18 protein-coding genes are annotated in these 24295 nt (G+C 71.2%); 13 read left to right on the top strand and 5 right to left on the bottom strand.

Translation table 11 applies throughout. The annotated features are described in order from the left end of the window. Position 1 precedes the first annotated feature (1 nt). Together ASF23_RS15785 and ASF23_RS15780 are read right to left on the bottom strand one after the other, a co-directional pair. On the bottom strand, positions 2-2680 hold the full coding sequence (locus ASF23_RS15785) for an alpha-L-rhamnosidase (RefSeq protein ID WP_055955846.1): 2679 nt from the start codon (positions 2678-2680) through the stop codon (positions 2-4). 168 nt (positions 2681-2848) lie between these two features. Continuing rightward, a complete protein-coding gene (locus ASF23_RS15780; RefSeq protein ID WP_055955843.1) occupies positions 2849-3787 on the bottom strand; it encodes a helix-turn-helix transcriptional regulator in 939 nt (312 codons plus the stop codon). A 158-nt stretch (positions 3788-3945) separates the two neighbouring features. Here ASF23_RS15780 and ASF23_RS15775 point away from each other — a divergent pair, with 158 nt between their 5' ends. The 7 genes from ASF23_RS15775 to ASF23_RS15745 all read left to right on the top strand — a co-directional run bounded on the left by ASF23_RS15775 (position 3946) and on the right by ASF23_RS15745 (position 13144). Beyond that, a complete protein-coding gene (locus tag ASF23_RS15775) occupies positions 3946-4137 on the top strand; it encodes a ferredoxin (RefSeq protein ID WP_055955840.1) in 192 nt (63 codons plus the stop codon). Positions 4138-4140: 3 nt separating this feature from the next. Continuing rightward, positions 4141-5541: an NAD(P)/FAD-dependent oxidoreductase gene (locus ASF23_RS15770; RefSeq protein WP_055955837.1), complete on the top strand. Its 1401-nt coding sequence runs from the start codon at positions 4141-4143 to the stop codon at positions 5539-5541. A gap of 18 nt (positions 5542-5559) precedes the next feature. After that, positions 5560-6840 carry a cytochrome P450 gene (locus ASF23_RS15765; RefSeq protein WP_055955834.1) on the top strand — a complete coding sequence of 427 codons (1281 nt, stop codon included), beginning with the start codon at positions 5560-5562 and terminating at the stop codon, positions 6838-6840. A 127-nt stretch (positions 6841-6967) separates the two neighbouring features. Further along, on the top strand, positions 6968-8383 hold the full coding sequence (locus ASF23_RS15760; RefSeq protein WP_055955831.1) for an extracellular solute-binding protein: 1416 nt from the start codon (positions 6968-6970) through the stop codon (positions 8381-8383). Then, complete coding sequence (locus tag ASF23_RS15755) at positions 8380-9351, top strand: carbohydrate ABC transporter permease (protein ID WP_055955827.1); 972 nt, start codon at positions 8380-8382, stop codon at positions 9349-9351. Before ASF23_RS15760 ends, ASF23_RS15755 begins: the two co-directional genes overlap by 4 nt. Further along, positions 9348-10274 (top strand): carbohydrate ABC transporter permease, encoded by a 927-nt coding sequence (locus ASF23_RS15750; protein WP_082474241.1) that lies wholly within the window; start codon positions 9348-9350, stop codon positions 10272-10274. The genes ASF23_RS15755 and ASF23_RS15750 overlap by 4 nt, the downstream gene beginning before the upstream one ends. An 89-nt stretch (positions 10275-10363) precedes the next feature. Next, positions 10364-13144: an alpha-L-rhamnosidase gene (locus tag ASF23_RS15745; RefSeq protein WP_082474240.1), complete on the top strand. Its 2781-nt coding sequence runs from the start codon at positions 10364-10366 to the stop codon at positions 13142-13144. A 183-nt stretch (positions 13145-13327) separates the two neighbouring features. Here the strand turns inward: ASF23_RS15745 and ASF23_RS15740 are convergent, their stop codons facing one another. The 3 genes from ASF23_RS15740 to ASF23_RS15730 all read right to left on the bottom strand — a co-directional run bounded on the left by ASF23_RS15740 (position 13328) and on the right by ASF23_RS15730 (position 15767). After that, positions 13328-13756, bottom strand: coding sequence for a hypothetical protein (locus tag ASF23_RS15740; RefSeq protein WP_055955824.1), 429 nt, complete (start codon positions 13754-13756; stop codon positions 13328-13330). Positions 13757-13897: 141 nt separating this feature from the next. Continuing rightward, positions 13898-14239, bottom strand: coding sequence for an L-rhamnose mutarotase (locus ASF23_RS15735; RefSeq protein WP_055955821.1), 342 nt, complete (start codon positions 14237-14239; stop codon positions 13898-13900). A 184-nt stretch (positions 14240-14423) separates the two neighbouring features. Further along, complete coding sequence (locus ASF23_RS15730) at positions 14424-15767, bottom strand: MFS transporter (RefSeq protein ID WP_055955818.1); 1344 nt, start codon at positions 15765-15767, stop codon at positions 14424-14426. A gap of 220 nt (positions 15768-15987) precedes the next feature. Between ASF23_RS15730 and ASF23_RS15725 the strand changes: the two genes are divergently transcribed. From ASF23_RS15725 to ASF23_RS15700, 6 genes are all read left to right on the top strand, one after another. Then, on the top strand, positions 15988-16992 hold the full coding sequence (locus ASF23_RS15725) for a LacI family DNA-binding transcriptional regulator (RefSeq protein WP_055955816.1): 1005 nt from the start codon (positions 15988-15990) through the stop codon (positions 16990-16992). A 210-nt stretch (positions 16993-17202) separates the two neighbouring features. Beyond that, on the top strand, positions 17203-18294 hold the full coding sequence (locus ASF23_RS15720; RefSeq protein ID WP_055955813.1) for a LacI family DNA-binding transcriptional regulator: 1092 nt from the start codon (positions 17203-17205) through the stop codon (positions 18292-18294). A gap of 382 nt (positions 18295-18676) precedes the next feature. Further along, positions 18677-20020 carry an ABC transporter substrate-binding protein gene (locus ASF23_RS15715; RefSeq protein WP_055955810.1) on the top strand — a complete coding sequence of 448 codons (1344 nt, stop codon included), beginning with the start codon at positions 18677-18679 and terminating at the stop codon, positions 20018-20020. A 5-nt stretch (positions 20021-20025) separates the two neighbouring features. After that, on the top strand, positions 20026-20958 hold the full coding sequence (locus tag ASF23_RS15710) for a carbohydrate ABC transporter permease (protein WP_055955808.1): 933 nt from the start codon (positions 20026-20028) through the stop codon (positions 20956-20958). A gap of 41 nt (positions 20959-20999) precedes the next feature. Continuing rightward, positions 21000-21836: a carbohydrate ABC transporter permease gene (locus ASF23_RS15705; protein ID WP_055955948.1), complete on the top strand. Its 837-nt coding sequence runs from the start codon at positions 21000-21002 to the stop codon at positions 21834-21836. A gap of 111 nt (positions 21837-21947) precedes the next feature. Continuing rightward, complete coding sequence (locus ASF23_RS15700; protein WP_055955805.1) at positions 21948-24251, top strand: family 78 glycoside hydrolase catalytic domain; 2304 nt, start codon at positions 21948-21950, stop codon at positions 24249-24251. The last annotated feature ends 44 nt before the right edge of the window (positions 24252-24295 follow it).

The following is a 24295-nucleotide window of genomic DNA, read 5'->3' as shown; positions in this document are numbered from 1 at the left end:
CTCACTCGGCGACGAACAGGTGTTCCCCCGATCCGACCTCGACCACGCGGGGCTCGCCCGTGGTCGGGGCGGGGACGTGCACCTCGGCCGTCGCACCGACCGGCACGCCGACCCGGAGCACCAGGTCGTCGCCCTCGTGCTCCCATGCCACCCACGCGGGGCCGAACGGGGTGCGCACCGCGAACGACGCCGACCGGACCGACGCGGTGCACCGCGGGTCCACGAGGATCCGTCGCCACCCGGGGGCGGCGGGACGGAGCCCGGCGACGTACCCCGTCAGCCAGTCGTCGACGGTGCCGAGGAAGAAGTGCCCGTGCGACCGCGCGGCGAGGTCCCAGTGCTCGAACATGCTCGTCGCACCGGCTTCCCGCCATGCTCCCCAGCTCGGCACGCTCGTCTGCCGGGCGATCGCCAGCGCGGTCTCGACGTGCCCGTGGTCGGAGAGCACCGGGAGCAGCCACTTCGTGCCGACGGCGCCGGTGTCGAGGTGGTCGCCCTTCGCGCGGACGTCGGCGGCGAGGCCGTCCGCCACGAGCCTGACCAGCTCGGGGTCCCGCAGGATGTCGAACGCCAGCGCGAGGACGGCGTGGGACTGGCGGTACCCGGCGTCCTCCGGTCCGCGGACGACGGCCTCACCACCATCGCCGGAACCGCTGGGCGCCACCGTCCGCACCACGAACGCATCCACGAACGCCGCACGCACCTCGTCGGCCCGCGCCGCGAACCACGCCGCGTCGTCGTCGTGCCCGAGGACCTCCGCGATCCACCCGGTCACGTCGAGGATCCGCACGAGGAACGCCGTCGCGGGCACGTGCGAGTCCTCCGGCGGGTTGCCGCCGCCCGGGTCGGTCCCCGGTGCGACCCAGTCCCCGAGGATCGTGTCCGCGATGCCCCCGGGCGACCGGCCGAGCTCGAACCGTGCGTAGTCGCTGATCGTCGTCCAGTGCTCGACGAGAACCGCGGTGTCGCCCGTGTGCCGGTACAGGTCCCACGGGACGAGCACCAGCGCCGAATGCCACACGGGCGCCTGCTCGTCGATCCCGAAGAACCCGGCGTTCGGGGCGATGAGTGCCGGCGGGTGCCCGGGCGAGGCGGTGTCCGCGAGGTCGCCCATCCACTTCGTGAACACCGGCGCGGCGTCGAGGTTCGTCAGGAACATGTCGGCGCCCACCATGGCGTCACCGGTCCAGCCGTTCTTCTCGTACTTCGGAGTGTCCGTCGGGTACCCCTGCAGGTTGTTCTCCATCGTGACGAGGGTCGCGTCGTGGATCCACTGCAGGAGCGGGTCGTCGACGGCGAACCGGGAGATCCGCGGGGCGTCGGTGTGGGCGACCCGGGCGACGACATCCTCGACGCGGGGACCCTCCGGCGTCGGCCACCCCGAGACCTGCACGTACCGGAACCCCTTGTACGAGAAGGTCGACTCCCACGGCCGCGCGGACCCGTCGCCGGTGACGACGTCGGTCTGGAAGCCGTCCTGGAAGTAGTGCTTCTCGTCGTCAGCGTTCGGCAGGCCGTCCGGCCGGAGTCGTTCGCCGTACCGGATCGTGACGGTCGTCCCCGCGGGACCCGGCGGGACGAGGCGCACCCAGCCCGCGACGACCCGCGGGAACGTGATGACGAACTCCCCGGGCACGGGCTCCGCCACGCTCGTCGCACCGAGGGTCTCGGTGACCCGGACCGGTTGCTCGCGGCGCACCACGCGCCTCCCGGCCGGTCCGTCGACGAGCGCGACCGGCTCCGACCGCGGTTCGAGGGGTCCGCCGGGGCCGCGTCGGAGGTCGACGACCTCGCCGCCGTAGAGGTCGTCGAGCAGGATCGGTCCGCCGCGGACCTGCCAGTCCCGACCCGTCGGGAGCACGTCCACACCGCCGTCGGGGCGCTCGATGCGGAGCAGTGCCCTGACGCACGGCTCCCCCCACCACGTCGCGCGTTCCCACGACCAGACGTTCGCATTCGTCATGCCGTGGAACCCGCGGCCGAGTTCGATCGACACCTCGTGTGGACCGGGTCCGAGGAGCGCGGTGACGTCGTGCACGACCGTCTGCACGCGGCGGTCCCACTGCGTGGTGCTCGGTTCGAGGACGGCGTCGGAGACGGGGACGCCGTCGATGCGGGCGACGGCGTGACCGCCTGCGGCGAGCACGAGGAGGGCACGGACGGGAGGCTCGACCACCGTGATCGTGTGCCGCACCACGGGCGCGGCGAGGGATCCGTCCGCGGCTCGGGCGCGGGGCGATCCGGGTGCGGCGCCCGACGGGCCCCGCCGGGCGGGGCGGCCGACCCAGCGGGCACTGTCCCAGTCGGCGTCCTCGGCCGGGCCGGTGGTGAGCTCCGCCTGCGCGTCGAGCACCGCCGTCGCGTCACCCGGGGCGACGACACCGACCGTGAGCGACCACCGGTGTCGTCGGAGTGGCACCAGGTCGAGGTCGTCGGCGGGCATCGCCCACGGGAGCGGGTCGTCGTGCTGGCCGGAGTCCCAGACGACCCGGCCGTGGTCGTCCTCGAGGGTGATCCGCCACCAGCGCTGGGTGGTGCCGGGGGTCTCGGACCGGACCTCCCAGGTGAAGCGGGGCCGCGCGGTGTCGATCCCGACGGGCGCGACGGCGGCGTCGACCCGGAGCCGGCCGAGACTCGGCGTCCGGCCCTGCTGCTCGTCACTCGGTGTCTCGCGCTCCACGTGCGCCTCCTGGTGTGCGGGTGTCGATGGCCCGGGCTGTCGACAGCCCAGGCTGTCGACTGCCCAGGCCGTCGATTGCCCGGGCTGTCGACTGCCCAGGCCGCCGATTGCCCAGGCTGTCGATGAAACGATTCAGGAATCGAGGTGGCTTGTCAACGCGGGACGGCGCTACGGGCGCATCCGACCGGCGACGTACCGGCTCGGTGGGACCCCGTAGGTCGCCCGGAACACCCGCGAGAAGTACAGCGGGTCGGTGAACCCGACGGCGCGTGCCACCTCTCCGACGCGGAGTCCACTGCCTCGGAGCATGGCCGCCGCCTCGCGCATCCTCCGGCCCCGGATCCAGGCCGACACGGACGAACCGGTGTGCCGGGCGAACAGCCGCTCCGCCGTGGCCGGACTGCAGGCGCCGGCATCGGCGACCTCACGGACCGAGAGCGCACGGTCGAGGTGCCGTTCGACGTGCTCGGTCATCCGCGTGACCGCGGCCGGGATGCGTCCGGCGTCGTCGACCCGCCGGAGCTCCTCGTGCCAAGGCGCGCTCTCCGCGAGGAGCAGGGTCCCGAGGGCACGGAGCACGGCCTCGTCGAAGTCGTCCGCGAGGAAGCGCTCGACCGCGTAGGCGCCGAGGACCGAGGCACGGCGTGCCGAGTCCGAGCTCGCGGGCACGAGGACCGCCACGGAGCCGGTGCGCCCGTCGCGCTCACCTCGGCGTCCGGCGGCGGTCATGAGCGGATCGTCCGGGGTGTGCGCGACGCGTGGGACGACGGGCGAGCTCGTGTCGTGCTCCGGCACCACGTGCACCGTCCCGAGGCGGAAGGGTCCCCGCTCGTCGGCACGGTACCCGACGTCGTGTCCCCACGGCAGGCGGAGGACGGACCTGCCCGTCAGTCGGAACCGCTCACCGCCGGAGGTGATCGTGCCCGATCCGTCGAGCGCCCAGATGAAGCACACGCTCATCACGCGGTCGTGGTGGACCTGCTCCCCCGGGCGGAACCGGTACCAGTTCGCGCCGACGACCACCGGCCCGGTGCCGTCCGGCGGGCCGGCCGGTGTCGCGCTCGTCGTCGCAGCGCTCGCCGGTGCGTGCGCGGGCTCTCGGTCCATGTGTCGATCGTAGGACGCCCGGCCGGTCGGGCCTCGATCGCGCTGGCTGATCGGATCGTCCATGAACTGACCGACGCTCCCATGGCCGCGAGCGGGCAACGGCTCGTAGCGTCGACGACATCGATCGGGTACCCCGGTCGACCCACGAGGAGGCAGCCATGCGGATCATCGCGGACACGGACGTGTGCGTCGGAGCGGGGCAGTGCGCCCTCGTCGCCGGGGCGGTGTTCGACCAGGACGACGACGGCATCGTCGAGCTGCTCGTCGAACACCCGGCCGCCGAGGACGAGCCCGACGTGCGACGGGCCGCGGCGCTGTGCCCGGCCCGCGCCATCACGCTCGAGGAGTAGCCGGTGCGGATCGTCGTCGTCGGGGCATCCGTCGCCGGGGTGACGACCGCCGAGGCGCTCCGGGCGGAGGGATTCGACGGCGAGCTCGTCCTGATCGGCGACGAGCCCCACGACCCGTACGCCAGACCGCCGCTGTCGAAGCAGGTGCTCGACGGGTCGTGGGAGCCGTCCCGCGCCGCACTCCGGACCCGGCTCGAGCTCGACGCGCTCGACGTCGAGCTGCGGACCGGGACCCGTGCGACCGGACTCGACCTGGACCAGCAGGTCGTCCTGGCCGGCGGACCGGTGCCGTACGACGTGCTCGTGATCGCGACGGGGGTGGCGCCGTCTGCGCTCGCCGTCCCCGGCGGCGAGCATGCCCTGCGGCTCAGGACACTCGACGACGCGCTCGTCCTCCGGCGCGCGATGACGTCCAGGGCCGACGGTCCGATCGTCGTGGTCGGCGCCGGTGTCCTCGGGTCGGAGCTCGCGTCGGCGGCCCGGCACCTCGGTCGCGACGTGGTGCTCGTGGGGCGTCGTGACCGGCTGGCCCTCGGCACGCTCGGCACACTGCTCTCCGAACGGCTCGTCGCGCTGCACCGGGCCAACGACGTGCACCTCCGGACGGGGCAGGGCGTCGTCCGGCTCGAGGTCACACCGGACGGCGGCACGGAGGTCGTGCTCGCCGACGGCGCTGTGGTGACGAGTTCGTTCGCGGTCGCGGCGGTCGGAGGTCGTCCGCGCACGGGCTGGCTCGCCGGGTCGGGACTGCTGCTCGACGACGGCATCGCGTGCGACGGTGCCGGCCGCGCACTCGAGGGACGCGGCGGTCCGACGACACCGGACGTCGTTCCCGGCGTGTTCGCGGGCTCGGCGACACCGGACGTCGTTCCCGGCGTGTTCGCGGGCTYGGCGACACCGGACGTCGTTCCCGGCGTGTTCGCGGTCGGGGACGTCGCGGCGTGGTCCGATCCCGGCACCGGCCGCCCAGTCCGTGTCGAGCACCAGACGACCGCCATCGAGCAGGCCCTCGCCGTCGCACGGACGATCGTGCACGGGACCGCGGCCAGGCCGCCCGTGCCGTACTTCTGGTCCGAGGTGCACGGGGTCCGCATCCAGGCGTACGGCACCTTCGACCAGGCCCGTCCACTCCTGGTGCTCGACCCGCCGAAGGGACCTGCGGCGGACCCGGACCGGCCCGACCGGCTCGACCAGCTCGACCAGCGCGACCAGCGCGACCAGCTCGACCGGTTCCTCGCCGCGTCGGTCGACGATCGCGGCCGGACCACCGGTGTCGTCGGCTGGGCGGCTGCCCGGGCGTTCCGGGCCGCCAGGTCCGTCGTCGACCAGGCCGACCCCGTCACCACCCTCAGCACCCGCACCGTCACCACCCCCACCACCCCTACCGATCCCATCCCCGCCTGACGGGCCTCCAGGAGCACCATGACCACCACCGCGCAGACCGGATGTCCGTTCCACGAGGCACAGTCGCTCCCGGTCGACGGGACGCCACTCGAGCCCTCGCCGACGTTCGCCGCGTGGCGCGAGGCGGCGCCGGCCGTCCCCCTCCGCTACGACGACGGACACGAGGGCCTCGTCGTCACCGGGTACGACGCCGCACGGGCGATCCTCGCCGACCCGCGCTTCAGTCAGCGCCCGCACCGTATCCCGACGGCCGCGGACCGGGTACCCGACGAGACCGAGCCGCACGAGAGCGAACCGCAGGAGACCGAGCTGCACGAGACCGAGCTGCACCCGGAACCGCTCGACGACGCGGCGCACCGCTCGATCGCGAGTGCGGACCTCCTGGCCCTCGACGGGGAGGCGCACGCCAGGATGCGCCGCGGCATCACGGGCCGGTTCTCCCTGAAGCAGGCACGCGCACGACGCCCGTGGATCGCCGAGATGGTCGCCGCCCAGCTCGACCACCTGCGCGCCCAGGGTGCCGGCGGCGCGACCGTCGACCTGACCGAGCACTACGCCGAGCCGATCGCCGCCCGCACCCACGGCAGGGTCATCGGGGTGCCGGATGCGCTCCAGTCCGAGTTCGTGGCGCTGTTCGTCGGCGCGTCGAGCACCCGGGCCAAGTTCGACCACATCCGGCGCGTGGTGGACGCCCGGGCCGAGGACCCCGGCGACGACGTGATCACCGACCTCCTCCGCACCGACGTCGAACACCCCTTCAGCCGCATCGAGATCGAGGGTCTGGTCTTCCAGCTCATGAGCGCCGGCCGCGACTCGGTGGCCTACCTCATCGCCACGGCGACCGTCGGCCTGCTGTCGAACCCCGAGCAGCTCGCCGCGCTCCGGACCGACCCGACGAGGATCGGCACCGCGATCGAGGAGTTCATGCGCACCGGAGCGATGTTCCTGACGCTGTTCCCCAGGACGGCCACCGAGGACGTCGAGATCGAGGGCGTCCACGTCCGCGCGGGCCAGACGGTGTCGGTGTCCCCGGTCGGCGCGAACCACGACCCGGACCGGTTCGAGCACCCCGACGACTTCGACATCGCACGGGACGCGTTCGGGCACCTCGGCTTCGGGCACGGTCCGCACGGGTGCATCGGCCAGCAGATGGCCCGCGTGGAAATCGGCGAGGCCGTGACGCAGCTCGTCGCAGGACTCCCGGACCTCCGCCTGGTCGCGGCCGAACAGTCCCACCCGATGCCGTTCGCGAACCCGATCGCGACCTACGCCGCCGGAGCGGTCCTGGTGACCTGGTGACCCGCCCGGGGCAAGTTGCCACTGGCGGAACCGTGTCGAGTTCCCGTACTGTCATGATCACGCCCCGTATGAAACGATTCATTCGCGAATCGGTCCGATTGTCAACGACGACGACTGGAGGTGCTCGATGCCGAGCCGACTCCCATTCCCACCGACCCGCCCCGCGGCGCGTGACGTCTCGAGACGCGCGTTCCTCGCCGCGATCGCCGGTGGCACGGCAGCACTCGCGCTGTCCGGCTGCGCGGTCGTCAGCGGGGGCGCCGTCTCCGCCGGCCAGCAGGGCTTCCGCCTGAGCAAGGACCCCGCGCCCGGTCGCCAGAACACCATCGAGCTGTACAACATCTGGGGCGGGACCCTCGGCAACGCGTGGGTGCTCCTCGCGGACCTCTACGAGAAGTCCCAGTCGCACACGGCCGTCCGGGTCACCTACGCACCCCTGTCCGGGAGCACGCAGATCCGGCTCCAGACCTCGATCGCCGCCGGCACGCCGCCCGACGTCGCGTTCTGCACGCCGGACGAGTACCCGCAGCTCGCCGGGTACGGCGTGATCACACCGCTCGACGGCTACATGGCGAAGGCCGGGCTCAAGGAGAAGGACTACGCGCCCGCCGTCTGGTCCCAGATGACCCAGACCGGCAAGATCTACGCGCACCCGGTGCTCGTCGACGTGAACTTCCCGCTGTTCTGGAACAAGCGGGTGTTCGAGGACGTCGGCCTCGACCCGGACACGCCCCCGAAGACGATCGACGAGCTCGACGCGTTCTCGGACAAGATCCTCAAGAAGGACGGCAACCGGGTCACCCGCATCGGGACCGTGCCGTGGGACTACTACGGGTTCTCCAACTCGATGTTCACGGCCGGGTTCGCGTTCGGTGGCAAGTTCATGAGCGACGACAACCAGGTCGCCACGCCGGACGACCCGAACGTCATCCAGGGCCTCCAGTGGATGTGCGACTACGCGAAGAAGGTCGGCGGCGCGAGCCACCTGGCCGTCACGCCGCCGTCGGCCACGCTGCCCTCGATCGCGAGTGGCAACGTCGGCATGGCGCCGATGACGACCACCGACGCGGTGAACGTCTACGAGAACGGGGACAAGAAGACGGTCGAGCTCGGTGCGGCGCTGTTCCCCTACGCCGAGGGTCTCGGCTCGTCCGGCAGCGCGACGTGGCTCGGCGGGTACGACATGTTCATCCCGAGCAAGGCACAGAACCCGGACGCCGCGTGGGACTTCGTGCAGTTCGCCACGGTCTCCGACGAGGGCACCCGCGCGAACTTCACCAACGGCACGCTGCTCCCCGGGTACACCGCGTCCCCGGCACTCGGCGAGTTCCAGCGCGACGACGAGGTGGCGATCTACCGCGAGGGGCTCATCACCTGCAAGAACATCCGCCCGACCATCCCGGTCGCCGGTGTGTACTCCGGGTCCCTCGACATCGCCGTCAGCGCCGCGGTCTACGGCCAGATGACGCCGGAGGCAGCACTCAGGAAGGTGGCGGGCCAGGTCAACCAGGCTCTCGACCAGTACCGGAAGGAGCACCCGTGAGCGCCACTCGGAGCATCACGACGGCCGGTCCTCGGGCACCCCGCAGGAACTGGCTCACGCACTGGATCCCCCGCTCCCGCCAGGAGAAGCACGACTTCTGGTGGGGGCTGCTCTTCACCTCGCCCGCGATCATCGGGCTCATCGCGTTCACCGGCGGGCCGATCATCACGAGCGCCGTCAACAGCTTCACGAACGCGAACCTGCTCGGCGGGCAGCGTCGCTGGGTCGGGTTCGACAACTACGTGACCCTGATGCACGACAGCCAGTGGTGGCTGTCGCTCGGCAACACGTTCTTCCTGACGATCATCTCGGTGCCGCTCGGGATCGCGGTCGCCCTCGGCCTCGCGCTCCTGCTGAACCTCAAGGTCCGCGGCCTCGGGTTCTACCGCGTGATCTTCTTCGTGCCGTCGATCGTCCCCATCGTGGCGAGCGCCGTGATCTGGGCCTACGTCCTGAACCCGCAGTACGGCGTGATCAACAACGTGCTCGGACTCGTCGGCATCCAGGGCCCCGGCTGGTTGAGCGACCCGAACTGGTCGAAGCCGGCGCTCATCCTCTTCGGGCTGTGGGGTGCGGGGAACCTCATGGTGATCCTGCTCGCGGGCCTCCAGGGCGTGCCGCAGGACCTGCTCGAGCAGGCGTCGCTCGACGGTGCCGGACGCTGGCAGCAGTTCCGGAACGTGACGCTCCCGTTCATCAGCCCCCAGCTGCTGTTCGCGACGATCACGGGCCTCATCGCCGGCTTCCAGTACTTCACGCAGGCCTTCGTGATGACCGGCGGGAACGGCGACCCCGCAGGCTCGACGCTCGTCTCCGGCGTGTACCTGTACCAGTCGGCGTTCTACAACTACCAACTCGGATACTCGAGTGCGATCGGCTGGGTGCTGTTCATCATCATCGCCATCGTCTCGATCGTGGCGTACCGGCTCATCGGCCGCCGCGTCTACTACGGAGGCGAGACGCGATGACCGCGATCCAGAACCCGGCCACCACGGCGGCCGCAGCACTCGAGACACCGCGCGGCGAGACCGGTACGAAGATCCCGCTGCACCGCAAGCTCACCTGGCCACGGATCGCCGAGTCGATCGCCAAGCACGCCGTCCTCATCGTCCTGAGCGCGATCTTCCTGATGCCGCTGTTCTGGATGGTGACCGGCTCGTTCAAGACCCAGGCGGACATCGGCGCCTTCCCGATCAAGTGGTTCCCGCACACCATCACGACGGGCAACTACGCGTACGGCCTCTCGGCGTTCCCGATCCTGCAGTACTTCTGGAACACCCTGATCATCTGCATCCCGTCGATGATCGGCGCGGCACTCTCGAGCGCGATGGTCGGCTACGGGGTCTCCCGCATCCGCTGGCCGTGGCGGAACGGCATCTTCACCATCCTCATCGCGACGATGATGGTGCCGTTCTACGTCACCATGGTCCCGCTGTTCACGGCGTACCGATCGATCGGCTGGACGGGCACGTACCTGCCGCTCATCGTCCCGACGTTCTTCGGCATCCCGTTCTTCATCTTCCTGATGCGACAGTTCTTCATGGGCATCCCCGAGGCGCTCACCGACGCCGCGCGGCTCGACGGCGCCGGTGAGTTCCGGATCTTCGTCCAGGTCATCCTGCCGCTCTGCAAGCCGGCGCTCGCCGCGATCATGCTGTTCCAGTTCCTGGCGTCGTGGAGTGACCTGCTCGGGCCGCTGCTCTACCTCACGAAGTCCAGCCAGTACACGCTCTCGCTCGGGTTGACGTTCTTCCAGGGCGCGCAGGGCGACAGCCAGACGGGGGCGCTGATGGCCGTGTCGACGATCATCCTCGTCCCGATCGTCGTGCTGTTCTTCTTCGCGCAGAAGACCTTCATCCAGGGCATCACCATGTCCGGCATCAAGGACTGAGTGGGGGCGCGCCGCCTCCGGGCGACCCACCCCGCACCGGTCACGGCGACCGCACCGACCACACGCACCACCGAGAGGACCGCTCCCGCATGACCTCGACCACCACGTCCGTCACGACCGTCACCACGAGCGGACACACCGCCGCACCGGCCGGGAGGCCCGTGGCCGAGCCCGCAGCGCCCGTCGGCCTGGCCGTCGAGCACGTCCGCGACCCCCTCGGCGTCGGCTCCGCCACACCGCGGCTCTCGTGGCACGTGCCGGCCGCCCCGTCGGACTGGACCCCGGAGCACGCCGAGATCGAACTGCTCGACCGCCGACCGGCTCCCGGTGGATCGTCCGAGCCGGTCGCCGAGGCCGAGTGCGCGACGATCGACACCCCGACCGGTGTGCTCGTCGCGTGGCCGTTCGCGCCGCTGGCCTCCCGCGAGCAGGCGACCTGGCGCGTCCGGGTGCACGGCGAAGGACACCGATCGACACCCTGGAGCGAGGCGTTCACGGTCGAGGCGGCACTGCTCGAACGTGGTGACTGGACGGCGGAGTTCGTCGGGGCGCCGTGGGCCGAGAACACCCGCGTCGACCAGGCCCCGCCGATCCTCCGACGCGAGGTCACCCTCCGAGGCCCGGTCCGGTCCGCACGCCTCGCGGTCACGAGCCTCGGCCTGCACGAGGTCGTCATCGACGGCGTCAAGGCCGGGGACGCCGAGCTCGCACCGGGGTGGTCGTCGTACGACCATCGCCTCCGCACGCTGACGCACGACGTGACCACCCACCTGGGCGGGACGACCGACGGGGCCGGACCGCGCCTCCAGTCCGGATCGGGCGACGCGCCGGACGTGACCGACACGACCGCGGCCCCCACCGGCCGCACCGTCGTCCTCGGCGCCCGTCTCGCCGACGGCTGGTTCCGTGGTCGACTCGGCTGGGACGACCGCGTCCGGAACCTCTACGGCGACCGGCTGGCACTCCTCGCGCAGCTCGACGTCGAGTACACCGACGGCACGACCGAGCGGTTCACGACCGACGACAGCTGGCGGGCGGTCCGGGGCGGGATCCTCCGCTCGGGGATCTACGACGGGGAGCGTTTCGACGCCGGTGTCGAGCCGACCGGGTGGGAGCATCCGGGGTTCGACGACAGCGGCTGGGATGCTGTGACCGTCCTCGACCCGGCGGCCGGGTTCGCCGGACGCGACCTCGTGGCCTACGACGGCCCCGTCGTCCGCGTCACCGAGGAGATCGCGCCGGTCTCGGTCACCCCCCACGACGGCGGCAGTGTCCAGCTCGACTTCGGACAGAACGTCGCGGGCCGACTGCGGATCCGTGCCAAGCGGACCTCGCCGTTCGGGATCCGTGCCCGGCACGCCGAGGTGATGCAGGACGGCGAGCTCGCCACGCGGCCCCTCCGGACCGCCGAGGCGACGGACGTCTACTTCAGTCACCCGGTGGACCAGGACGAGGAATCGTTCTGGGAGCCGCGGTTCACCGTCCACGGGTTCCGGTACGCCGAGATCGAGGGGTTCCCGGGGCCGATCGAGGACGGCGACGTCGTGGCGCGGGTCCTGCACTCCGACATGCAGCGCACGGGCTGGTTCCACTGCTCGGACCCGCGGCTCGAACGCCTGCACAGCAACGTCGTCTGGAGCATGCGCGACAACTTCGTCGACGTGCCGACGGACTGCCCGCAGCGCGACGAGCGCCTCGGGTGGACCGGTGACCTGCAGGTGTTCACCCCGACCGCGGCGTTCCTGCACGACTGTTCCGGGGTGCTCCAGGGATGGCTGCACGACCTCGCCGCCGAGCAGAAGCCGGACGGTCGTGTCCCGCACTTCGTGCCCGAGGTCCCGGGGATCGACCCCGCTGCGGACCGCGCGGCGATCTGGGGTGACGTCGCGGTGCTGACGCCGTGGGCGCTGCACACCGCGTTCGGTGACCTCGGCGTCCTCGAGGCGCAGTACGAGACCGCCCGCGGATGGGTCGACGGCGTGCACGCGTCCTCGGACGAGGACCTCGTCGTCACCGAGGGGTTCCAGTTCGGCGACTGGCTCGACCCGCAGGCGCCGCCGGAGAACGCCGCCGCCGCGAAGGCCGACGCGTACTGCCTGGCGACGGCCTACTCGTACCGGAGCACGTCGGTGCTCGCGGAGATGGCGACGCTCCTCGGCAGGTCCGACGATGCTGCGCGGTACTCCGCACTGGCATCGCGCATCGCGGCGTCGTGGCGGTCGCGGTTCCTGACCGGGGCGGGGACGCTCGTCGACGACTCCCAGGCGTCCAGCGCCATCGCGATCGTGTTCGGGCTCGTCCCGGCATCGTCCGCGGTCGGCACGCGCCTGGCGGAACTCGTCCGTGAGAACGGGCACCGCATCGGGACCGGGTTCGCCGGGACGCCGGTGATCTGCGACGCCCTCACCGACGCCGGGCACCTGGACGACGCGTACGCGATGCTCATGCAGGACGAGTGCCCGTCGTGGCTCTACCCGGTGTCGCAGGGCGCGACGACGATCTGGGAGCGGTGGGACTCGCTGCTGCCGAACGGGCGGGTGAACAGCGGTGGGATGACGTCGTTCAACCACTACGCCCTCGGGTCCGTCGCGGACTTCATGCACCGCGTGGTCGCCGGCATCGCGCCGGCGGCACCCGGCTACTCACGCATCCGGTTCGCGCCGCGTCCGGGTGGTGGGCTGACCTCGGCGGGGGCGTCGCTCGACACCCCGTACGGCCGCGCGGCGATCGACTGGGAGGTCTCAGGGCCGTCGCTGGCGGTGACCGCGACCGTGCCCGTCGGGGCGACGGCGACGCTGGTGCTGGGCTCGTCGGAGCAGGAGCTCGGGCACGGCACGTGGACGGTGACGGTCCCGGTCGCGTCGGTCTGACCGCGCGCACGGCGTCATGGGTGGTGCATCGCATCGCGGGTGAGGCATCGCACCGCGGGTGACGCATCGCACCTCGGATGGCGCATCGCACCACGGTTGATCATTGGTGCGACGCGTCGTCCCTGTCGCGACGCGTCGTCCCCGTGGCGAACGACGGCGCGCAGCGGGTGCAGCGCGCGCGGCTCAGGGCAGCAGCTCGGCCGGCACATCCCGCAGGAAGATCTCGACGACCTTCGGCCCGACACCCGTGAGGGCCTCGAGCCGGCGCTGGACCTCGGCCCGGTCGGCGGCGCTCGACACGAGGTGCGACACCGAGCCGTACTCGCGGTCGATCGTCGCCATGGCCTCGTGCATCGCATCGGTCATCTGGTGGTCGAACCGCCCGTAGCCGCCCTCGTCGAGGATCGCACGGAGCCCCTCGTGGCTGTGCTCGGCGAAGTGCTTCGGGCTGGTCAGGCCGTGGTCGATGAGGGCGTGGTAGGTCTTCACGGCGATCTCCTGCTGGATCGGACGCCCGAACAGCAGGCTCGCGAGGAACCACCGGTACAGCTGCTGCGGCTTGCCCTCGACGAGGTCGATCCCGAGGTCGGATGCATGCGTCACGCTGGCCATGCCCGGAGGCTACGCCCGGAGCGGTCGTCCCGGAACTGTCCTCTCGGAGCGGTCGTCCCTGAGCGGTACCCCCGGAGCGGTAGCCCCGGAGCGGTCCCCTGGAGCGGTCCCGGGCGACGGACGGACGGTCGCCCGGGGCGCTCACTCGTCGGCGGCGGCGAGCTGGTCTTCGAGGTTGAACACCTCCGGGAGGATGCGTGCGCCCTGGTCGGCCCGGACCTCGAGGCCGTCGAACAGGTCTTGCATATGCCGCTCCCAGGCCGACGCGACCTCGCTCGCGGCCAGCGCCCGGTCGGCATCGGCCACGGAGTCGGTCTCGTAGTACCCGATGAGCAGACCGTCGTCGTCGAGGAACAGCGAGTAGTTCCGGCGTCCGGCTGCCGCGATCGCCCGGAGCATCGCGGGCCAGACCTCGGCGTGCCGCTCGCGGTAGGCGTCGAGGTGCTGCGGGTCGACCTGCAGGCGGAAGCACACGCGGGTCATCGCCGGACCCCGGCCCCGGCCCCAGCTCGGGCTCGGGCTCGGGCTCGGGCTCGCGCTCGCGCTCGGGCTCGCGGTGACGGCGCCTCGGCGGAACGGTTCTGCCCCAGGGAGCGACAACTGCCCGAGGTTCTCCCCGGCACTGTTGACGCTCCCTGGCACAGAACAGGTTCGAGCGCCCGACCGGTCACCGCCGCGCCCCAGGCCCAGCCCCAGCAGCCCCAGCCCCGTCCACCGCGCGTGTCGTCCCCGTCGCCGACGTGACGGTCCCATAGCGCTCGGACTCGATCTCCTCGAGACTCCGACCCCGGGTCCGCGGCGCCCAGATCGTGCCGATCACGAACGACAGGAACAGCAGCCCGAGGATCAGCGCCCCGAGCGCCCGGAGACCGATGCCGGCGAGGAGCACCGGGAACCAGATCGAGAGCAGCCCGACCATCACCCGGGCGGCGAGGAACAGCACCCCCTGCGCACTCGCGCGGTACCGGGTCGCGAAGAGCTCGCTCGTCCAGAGCCCGTAGAACGCCTGCGCACCGATCCCGGAGGACGCGCCCCACGCGATCGCGAAGAACAGCAGTGTCCCGAGGGTCGCCGGCGCGTAGATGAGCACCGCCCACGCGACGATCGCGAGTCCCGCCCCGACCGCGAACAACACCCGTCGGCTCATCCGGTCCCCGAACCGCATGAACCCGAGGTACGTCACCACCACGGTGCAGAACCACACGAGGATCTGCAGCGCGTACTGCTCGGTCACGCTCGTCACCCCGGTCGCGCTGTACACGCGGGGCTGGAAGATGCCCGCCTGCCCCGCGACGGTGTTCCACAGTGCGTACACGCCGAACAGGAACAGCATCGCGGTGAGGTTCACCCGCTTGCTGAACAGCTGCCCGATCCCGTGCAGGAACGACCGCTGTCCGGTCGCCGCGCGCTCGTCCTTCCAGATGTCCGACTCCGGGAGGCCTCGTCGGAGCCACCACACGCCGGCCGCGACGACGAACAGGTGCGCGAAGATGATGCGGCTCCCGAGGAGTCCGAGCGGCGCCATCGCGATGGCGAACGCGAACCCCACCATCGGGCCGATCGACCACGCGAGCTGGGCGGTCCCGACGTGGGCGGCGCGCTTGTCCTTCGGCGCCTGCTCGGCGATGTACGTCCACGAGGCGGGAACTCCGGCGCCCACCGCGATGCCCGTGAGGATGAACCCGACGAGCAGCATGGCGTAGCTCCCGGCGAACACCGCGAGCACGATCCCCAGCATGTAGAGCAGGAGGTCGTACGTGTAGATGAACTTCCGGCCGTACCGGTCGCAGAGCGGCCCGCCGACCATCGCCCCGGCCGCGGCGCCGAACGCGTTGGCCGACAGCGAGGCGAGGAGTCCGACGGCCAGGTCGCCGATGTGGAACTGCGCCTGCCAGAGACCGAGGCTCGTCGCGATCGCGATGATCGAGCCCGACTCGATGTAGTTCGACATGGCCACGGAGATCGTGGCCTTCCAGCCGGTGGTGTTCCGGGCTCCGATGCGGACCGCCATTGGCCCTCCTGCTCTGAATCGTTTCAATACCCGGGTTGCACTGTAGGGCCGACGACGTCGGGTCTGCAAGTCCGGAACGGAGCGGCCGCCGGAGGCGCCCGGACCCCGGGTCCGGCACCGTCCCTCCAGACCGGCTTCCGGACCGGTGGTCCACCGGACGCGACACGGCCTGGAGGCGCGGTGCGGCACCCAGCGCACGCCCCGGTGCCAGGATGGGTCCATGGCGGTCAGCGTGCGTGAGGTGGCGGCACTCGCCGGTGTCTCACTGGGGACCGTGTCGAACGTGCTGAACCGCCCCGACAAGGTCGCGCCGACCACGGTCGAACGCGTGCAGGCGGCGATCGCGCAGCTCGGGTTCGTGCGGAACGACTTCGCGCGCCAGCTCCGGGCCGGTCGGAGCAGCACGGTGGGGCTCGTGGTCCTCGACGGCGGCAACCCGTTCTTCACCGACGTCGCGCGCGGGGCCGAGGACGCCGCGATGGCGAAGGGCCTCGCGGTCCTCGTCGGCAACAGCGACGAGTCCGCCGACCGCGAGCGCACGTACATCGACCTGTTCGAGGAGCGCCGGGTCGCCGGGCTCCTCATCTCCCCCGCCGGCGACGACCTCTCACGGCTCGAGCTGCTCCGGGACCACGGGACGGCGGTCGTGCTCGTCGACCGGCGCGCCGACGTCGAGCGGTTCCCGTCGGTGTCGGTGGACGACCTCGCCGGCGGACGACTCGCGGCCGGTCACCTGCTCGACATCGGACGACGGCGGATCGCGTTCGTCGGCGGCCCGTTCTCGATCCGGCAGATCGCCGACCGGCACCGTGGCGCGCTCGAGGCCGTCCGTGCCGCCGGAGCGTCCCTCGAGGTCATCGAGACGGCCTCGCTCAGCGTCCTCGAGGGTCGGCGCGTCGGCGAGGAGATCCAGCGCCGCTCCCCCGCAGAGCGGCCGGACGCGGTGTTCGCGGCGAACGACCTCGTCGCGGTCGGGCTCGAGCAGGCGTTCATCATGCGCGGCTCGGTGGCGATCCCCCGCGAGATCGCCCTCATCGGGTACGACGACATCGACTTCGCGGAGGCCACCGTCGTCCCGCTCACCTCGATCCGGCAGCCGAGCCGCGAGATCGGGTCGCGCGCGATCGAGCTGCTGCTCCGGCAGATCGACCTCGGCGCCGATGGTCCCACCGAGCACGTCGAGTTCCACCCGGAGCTCGTCGTGCGGGCGTCCACGGCGGGCTGACGCGAGGCGCCGCGGGCGGCGGCGCTCGGGCGGGCGGCGCTCGGGCGGGCGGCGCTCGGGCAGGCGGCGCTCGGGCGGGCGGGCAGGTGTTCTGAACACCCCCGTCCACCACGCACACCCGGATCCGGGTGTTCCGCCCGGACGCCCGTGTTCAGAACACGCGCCCGCGCCGCCGCCCGCGCCCGCCCGCGGCACCGGTACGATCAGCCCATGGCGCAGGCCCCTCGACCCGGCGGCGCCCCGAGCGTGCACGACGTCGCCGAGCGGGCCGGGGTGTCCCTCGCGACGGTGTCGAACGTCCTCAACCACCCGGAGCGGGTCCGCACCGTGACCGCCGACCGCGTCCGCGAGGCGATCGCGACCCTCGGCTACACCCCGAACCGCATCGCGAGCGCACTCGTGTCCGGCAGCATGCGCTCCATCGGCCTGGTCGTCATGTCGCTCAGGAACTCCCTGTTCAGCGACATGGTGAACGGTGCACAGCTCCGGGCACGGGAGCGCGGCTTCACCCTCCTGGTGGCGAGCAGCGAGGACGACACGTCAGCGCAGGGCGAGCACCTGGCCTACCTCGAGAGCACCCGCGTCTCCGGCATCCTGCTCGCCCCCATGACCGAGTCCCGCGACCAGGTCGACCTCACACGCCGGCACGGTCGACCCGTCGTCTACGTCAACTTCGAACCCCGCGAGGTCGACGCCTGCTCGGTCGTCGTCGACAACGAGCAGGCGGCGTACCTGGCGACGACGCACCTCATCGACCGGGGGTGCCGCCGGATCGGGTTCGTCAGCGCCCGCCCGGAGCTGCAGCCCGTGGACCGTCGACACCGAGGGGTGCTCCGCGCCGTGGCCGAGCACCCGGGGGTCGACCTCGTGGAGATCGACGCCGGTGACATCGACCCGCCCGGCGGCACCGATGCCGGGGCCCGCATCGCGCGGATGCCGGCGTCGGAGCGGCCGGACGGGGTCCTCGGCGTGACGGACCTGCTCGCGATGGCGGTCGTCACGGAGCTCCGTGCGGCCGGCCTCCGCGTCCCTGAGGACATCCCGGTCTCCGGCTGCGACCACAACTCGGTCGCGTGGGGCGGTGCCGTGCCGCTCACCTCGGTGACGATGCACGGGTCCGAGATGGGCGCTGCCGCCGTCGACCTCATGCTCGCGGAGCTGACCGACCCTCCGGAGACGCACGTGCACCGGTCGATCGTGATCGGCAGCGAGCTCGTCCCGCGCGAGAGCACCATGGGCAGGCGGGCTGACGCACCCGCGCCCGATCCGGTGCTCAGCGACCCGAGGCGCACCGAGGCCTGACCGGCCCTCGCAGTCACGAGGAGCCGGTAGCAGCGCGTCCGCCGGCCTGGAGGGACGGTGCCAGGCCGCCACGCGCCTCCCGTCCGCCGCACCACCCGCCGGACAGGAGGGGCGGTGCCAGACCGCCACGGGCCTCCCGTCCGCCGTACCGCCCGCCGGTCAGGAGGCGCGGGCCAAGGCCGGCACGCGCCTCCCGTCCGGCACCGCCGTCGGCGGTTCGGCGCACGTTCCGCAACGATTCCGGACGGATGATTGACACGCTTCAATTCACGTGGTTCCATTCCAATTGAAACGTTCTAACTGCTTCACCGGACGACGCGACGACGCGGCATCCGGTCCGTTCCACCGGGCGCCCGCGCCCGGACCTTACAAGGAGGTAAGGATGTCGGCACGTTCCCGCACCACCCGGTCGATCACCACGAGGGTGATCGCCATCGGCGGCGCCACCGTCCTGCTCGGCGGCCTCGCGGCATGCTCGTCCGGCGGTTCCGGCGGTTCCGGCGACTCCGGCAGCGGCGGCTCGGTCCAGATCAGCTACCTCGTCGACAACTCCGACGCCACGGCGGTCACCTCGAAGGCGCTCATCGCGGGCTTCGAGAAGGCGAACCCGGACATCACGGTCAAGCTCGACACGAAGCCGCAGGGCACCGACGGCGACAACCTCGTCAAGACACGGCTGTCGACCGGCGAGATGAATGACGTCTTCAACTACAACTCCGGGTCGCTCATGCAGGCGCTCAACCCGGACAACACGCTGGTCGACCTGTCCGACCAGAGCTGGGCGAGCAAGGTCGACAAGCAGTTCACCAAGGTCGTCAGCACCGACAAGGGCATGTACGGCGCACCGTTCGGCACCTCGTTCGGCGGCGGTGTGATGTACAACAAGAAGGTCTACGACAAGCTCGGGCTGAGCGTCCCCACCACCTGGGACGAGTTCATCAGCAACAGCGAGAAGATCAAGGACTCCGGGGTCGACCCGATCATCCAGACCTACGGCGACACCTGGACGAGCCAGCTGTTCGTGCTCGGGGACTTCGCGAACATCACCGCGCAGCAGTCGAACTGGGCCACGAAGTACACCGCGCACAAGGAGTCCTACGCCAAGGACCCGGCGCTCGCGGGCTTCGAGCACCTCGCCGAGGTCAAGGACAAGGGCCTGGTCAACGAGGACTTCGCGTCAGCCACCCAGGCGAACGGCCTGAAGATGCTCGCCGAGGGCACCGGGGCGCAGTACCCGATGCTGACGAACGCCATCTCGACCCTGCAGCAGGACAACCCGGACGCCGTGGACGACATCGGGGTGTTCGCGCTCCCCGCCGAGACCGCAGCCGACACGAAGATGACGATCTGGGAGCCGAACGGCCTCTACATCCCGAAGACGACGACGGGCGACAAGCTCGCCGCGGCGAAGAAGTTCATCACCTACGCGAACTCCTCGAGCGGCTGCAAGGTGCAGAACGACACCGGGACCCCCGGTGGCCCGTACGTCATCTCGACCTGCACGCTGCCGAGCTCGGTCCCCCCGATGATCGGCGACCTCGCGAAGTACATCGACGGTGACGAGGCCACCCCGGCCCTGGAGTTCCTCTCCCCGATCAAGGGGCCGAACCTCGAGAAGATCTGCGTCCAGGTCGGCTCCGGCATCTCCACCGCGGCCGTCGGTGCCAAGCAGTACGACGCGGACGTCGTGCAGCAGGCCCAGCAGCTCGGCCTCAAGGGCTGGTGAGGACGGTGACCGCGACGCTCACGACGGCCGTCACGCCGTCGCAGTCGACGAACCCGAAGGGGGCTCGGACGGCGCGCGCGAAGATGCGCTCGTTCTACCCCGCGTGGTTCTTCATCCCCGCGATCGCACTGTACGTCGTGTTCTTCGCGGTCCCGACCTTCGCCGGGTTCTGGTTCTCGCTCACCCGCTGGACGCTGTTCGACCAGACCTTCATCGGCGTCGACAACTTCGTCCGGTTCTTCCAGGACCCGCAGCTCGTGTCCGGGTTCCTGCACACGTTCGAGTACGGGTTCGTGACGAGCGCGGCGAAGGTGGTCCTCGGGCTCGCCCTCGCCCTGCTCCTGACGTCCCCGGTGCTCGGACGCGGCTACCTGCGGGCGGTCGTGTTCTTCCCGGTGCTCGTGTCGACGATCGGCATCGGCATCACGTTCAAGGCGCTGATGGACCCGTTCCACGGGATCATCAACGGCGTCCTCGGGTCGGTCGGCCTCCCCACCCCCGGGTGGCTGACCGATCCGGCCCTGGCGCTCTGGAGCGTCGCCGCGGTCGACATCTGGAAGGGCGTCGGCATCGCCACGCTCATCTTCATCGCCGGCATCGTGGCGATCCCGCAGGAGTACTTCGAGGCCGCCCGGGTCGACGGCGCGAGCGCGTGGACGATCTTCCGGAACATCACGCTGCCGCTCTCCCGACCGGCGATGGGGACGGTCATCATCCTGTCGCTCATCGGCGGACTCCGGTCCTTCGACCTCATCTGGGCGATGACCGGCGGCGGTCCGGGGTTCACGAGTGACGTGATCGCGAGCGTCATCTACAAGCAGTACCAGGCGGGCTTCTACGGCCTGTCCACCGCGGGCAACGTGGTCCTGTTCGTCGTCGTCACGGCGATCATGGTCCCCGTCTCCTGGCTCATCAACAGGAAGCCGGCCGAACTGTGACCACGCTCCGCACCCCCGTCGCCGCCATCCCGCGGCGGTCCATGTCCCGCCGTGCGAGGACCCAGCGCTGGACGGTCGGCATCATCGCCATCGTCGTCAGCTTCCTCGTGTTCCTCGTCCCGTTCGTCTTCGTCCTGCTCCAGGCGATGAAGTCCCCCGCCGAGGCGAACCAGCTCGGCTTCAGCCTCCCCACCCAGTGGCAGCTGTGGCAGAACCTGCAGGCGGTGTTCACGTCCGGCAGCAGCAGCATCCTCCGGGCGTTCGTGAACAGCGCGGTCCTCACCGTCGGGAGCGTCATCATCATGGTGGTGTTCTCGGCCATGGTCGGCTACGTCCTGCAGCGGCGCCCCGGGCGGTGGAACGGGGTCATCAACTTCTTCGTCCTCGCCGGCCTCATCGTCCCGCCCGCGATCGTCCCGACGATCTGGGTGCTCCAGGGCCTGAACCTCTTCAAGACGATGGGCGGCATGATCCTCATCGAGGCGACCTTCGGCCTGTCGTTCTGCATCCTGCTCTTCCGGGCGTTCGTCGCGACGATCCCGAAGGAGCTCGACGAGGCGGCGGTGCTCGACGGTGCCGGTCCGATCCGGCTGTTCTTCGGGGTGGTCCTGCCGCTCCTCAAGCCCGTCATCATCACGGTGGTGCTCGTGCAGTCCGTGGCGGTGTTCAACGACTTCGCGAACCCGCTGTACTTCCTGCCCGGGTCCGAGAACGCCACCGTGCAGCAGACGCTCTACGCGTTCCAGAGCCAGTCGGTCAGCCAGCTGAACCTGCTGTTCACCGACGTCCTGCTCATCACGATCCCCCCGCTCATCCTGTACATCTTCTTCAACCGACAGATCGTCGCCGGCATGACCAGCGGCGCCGTCAAGGGCTGACGCCCCACCCGGACTGGAGGCCCGACCCGCCCTGCGCAGGTCGGCCCACCTCCGTCCGGTCCCCAGACCAACGACGCGGCCGTCGACGACGACGACCGCTGGAAGGACACCATGACCTCCACCTGGACCGCACCCTTCATCGCGGCCGACTCGGACGGCGAGTTCGGCAGCGCCCCGATCCTCCGCCGCGAGTTCACCCTCGACGACGGCCACGGTGCCGTCACCGCGGCCACCCTCGACGTCAGCGCCCTCGGCGTCGTCGAGGCGTGGCTCGGCGGCGAGCGCGTCTCCGACCACCTGCTCGAGCCGGGCTGGACGAGCTACGAGTGGCGCATCCGCGTCGCCTCGCACGACGTGACCGCGCACCTGACGGACACCGCCCCCGGCGAGGCAGCCGTCATCGCGCTGATCATCGGCCGGGGCTGGGCCGCTGGTCGACTCGCGTGGGGCGGTGGCGGCGGCTGGTACACGGACGAGCGCGCCGGGTTCGCCGAGCTCCGCATCGAGTTCGCCGACGGGCACACGCAGCACGTCGCGACGGACACGGACTGGCAGGCGCTGTCGAGCGCGATCACCGACGACCAGCTGTACGACGGCGAGGACATCGACGGGCGCCTGGTCACGTCGGCCTGGGCGCAGCCGGGCACCCCGACGGAGAGCCGCGCGGTACACACGGTGGACATCGGCGAGCGCGAACTCGTCGCCGACACCGTGCCGCCGGTCCGTCCGCTCGCCGAGATCGCCCCGGTCGACGTCTGGAGGAGCCCGGCCGGCGCGACGATCATCGACTTCGGGGTCAACCTCGTCGGCTGGCTCCGCGTCACCGCGACCGGTCCGGCCGGCACCGTGCTGACCCTGACGCACGCCGAGGTGCTCGAGCACGACGAGCTCGGGACCCGCCCGCTCCGGACCGCGAAGGCCACCGACCACTTCACCCTGAGCGGTGGCGGTACCGGCAGCCCCGACGTCTTCGAGCCCCGGTTCACGTTCCACGGCTTCCGGTACGCCGCGGTCGACGGTTGGCCCGGCACCCTCGACGAGCTCCGCACGGCCGTCACCGCCGTGCAGGTCGGATCGGACCTGGCACGCACGGGCACGTTCCGCAGCAGCCACGACCTGCTGAACACCTTCCACGACAACGTCGTCCGGGGCATGCAGGGCAACTTCCTGAGCGTCCCGACGGACTGCCCGCAGCGCGACGAGCGACTCGGCTGGACCGGCGACATCGCCGCGTTCGCCCCGACGGCGTCCTACCTGTTCGACACCAGGGCGTTCCTCGGCGACTGGCTCCGCGACCTGTCGCTCGAGCAGCAGCACGCCGACGGCGTCATCCCGTTCGTCGTGCCGGACGTGCTCAAGTACTCCCCCGCCGAGGACTTCGGCAAGCCCGACGCGACCGCGATCTGGTCGGACGCCGGGGTCTGGGTCCCGTGGACGCTGTACCAGGCGTACGGCGACCGAGCCGTCCTCGAGGAGCAGATGCCGTCGATGATCGCGCATCTTCGCCGCATCCGGGACCACCTGTCGCCGCAGGGCCTCTGGGACACCGTGTTCCAGTTCGGCGACTGGCTCGACCCGGACGCCCCGCCGGAGGACGCCGCCAAGGCCAAGGCCGACCCGGGTGTCGTCGCGACGGTCTGCGCGTTCCACTCCGCCACCCTCGTCGCGGAGGCGGCGGCGCTCACCGGCCACGAGGCGGAGGCGACCGAGGCCCGGGAACTCGCTGCGGGCCTCCAGTCCGCGTTCCGGGAGCACTACGTGACGGACGGTCGGATCCTGTCGGACTGCACCACCGTCTACGCGCTCGCGATCGTGTTCGGCGTCCTGACGGCGGACGACGAGCGCGCGGCGGGCGACCGCCTGGCCGAGCTCGTCGTGGCGTCCGGGCACCGGATCTCGACCGGGTTCGCCGGCACGCCGTTCATCACCGACGCGCTGACGCGGACCGGACACCTCGACGACGCGTACGCGCTGCTGCTGCAGACCGAGTGCCCGTCGTGGCTCTACCCGGTGACGATGGGCGCGACGACGGTCTGGGAACGCTGGGACTCGATGCTCCCGGACGGCACGATCAACCCGGGCGAGATGACCTCGTTCAACCACTACGCGCTCGGGGCCGTGGCGGACTGGATGCACCGGACCGTCGGCGGCCTCGCGCCCCTGACGCCCGGGTACTCGTCGGTGTTGATCGCGCCGCAGCCCGGTGGGGGCCTGACGTGGGCGGAGACCTCGCTCGAGTCGGTGCACGGCCGGATCGCGGTGCGGTGGGACCTCGCCGACGGCGACCTCGTGGTGCACGCGACCGTCCCCGAGGGGGTCACCGCCGTCGTGCGGCTGCCGGGTGCCGACGAGCAGCACCTGACGGGAGGCACGCACGAGTTGCGCGCGCCCGTCGCCGCCCCCCGGCTGTTCTGAACACGCGCGTCCGCGCCGAACACCCGCATCCGGGTGTTCGGCCC

Source organism: Curtobacterium sp. Leaf261 (assembly GCF_001422205.1).
GTDB lineage: Bacteria > Actinomycetota > Actinomycetes > Actinomycetales > Microbacteriaceae > Curtobacterium.
The sequence above is the reverse complement of the archived record's forward strand: the minus strand, read 5'-3'. Positions and strand labels throughout refer to the sequence as shown.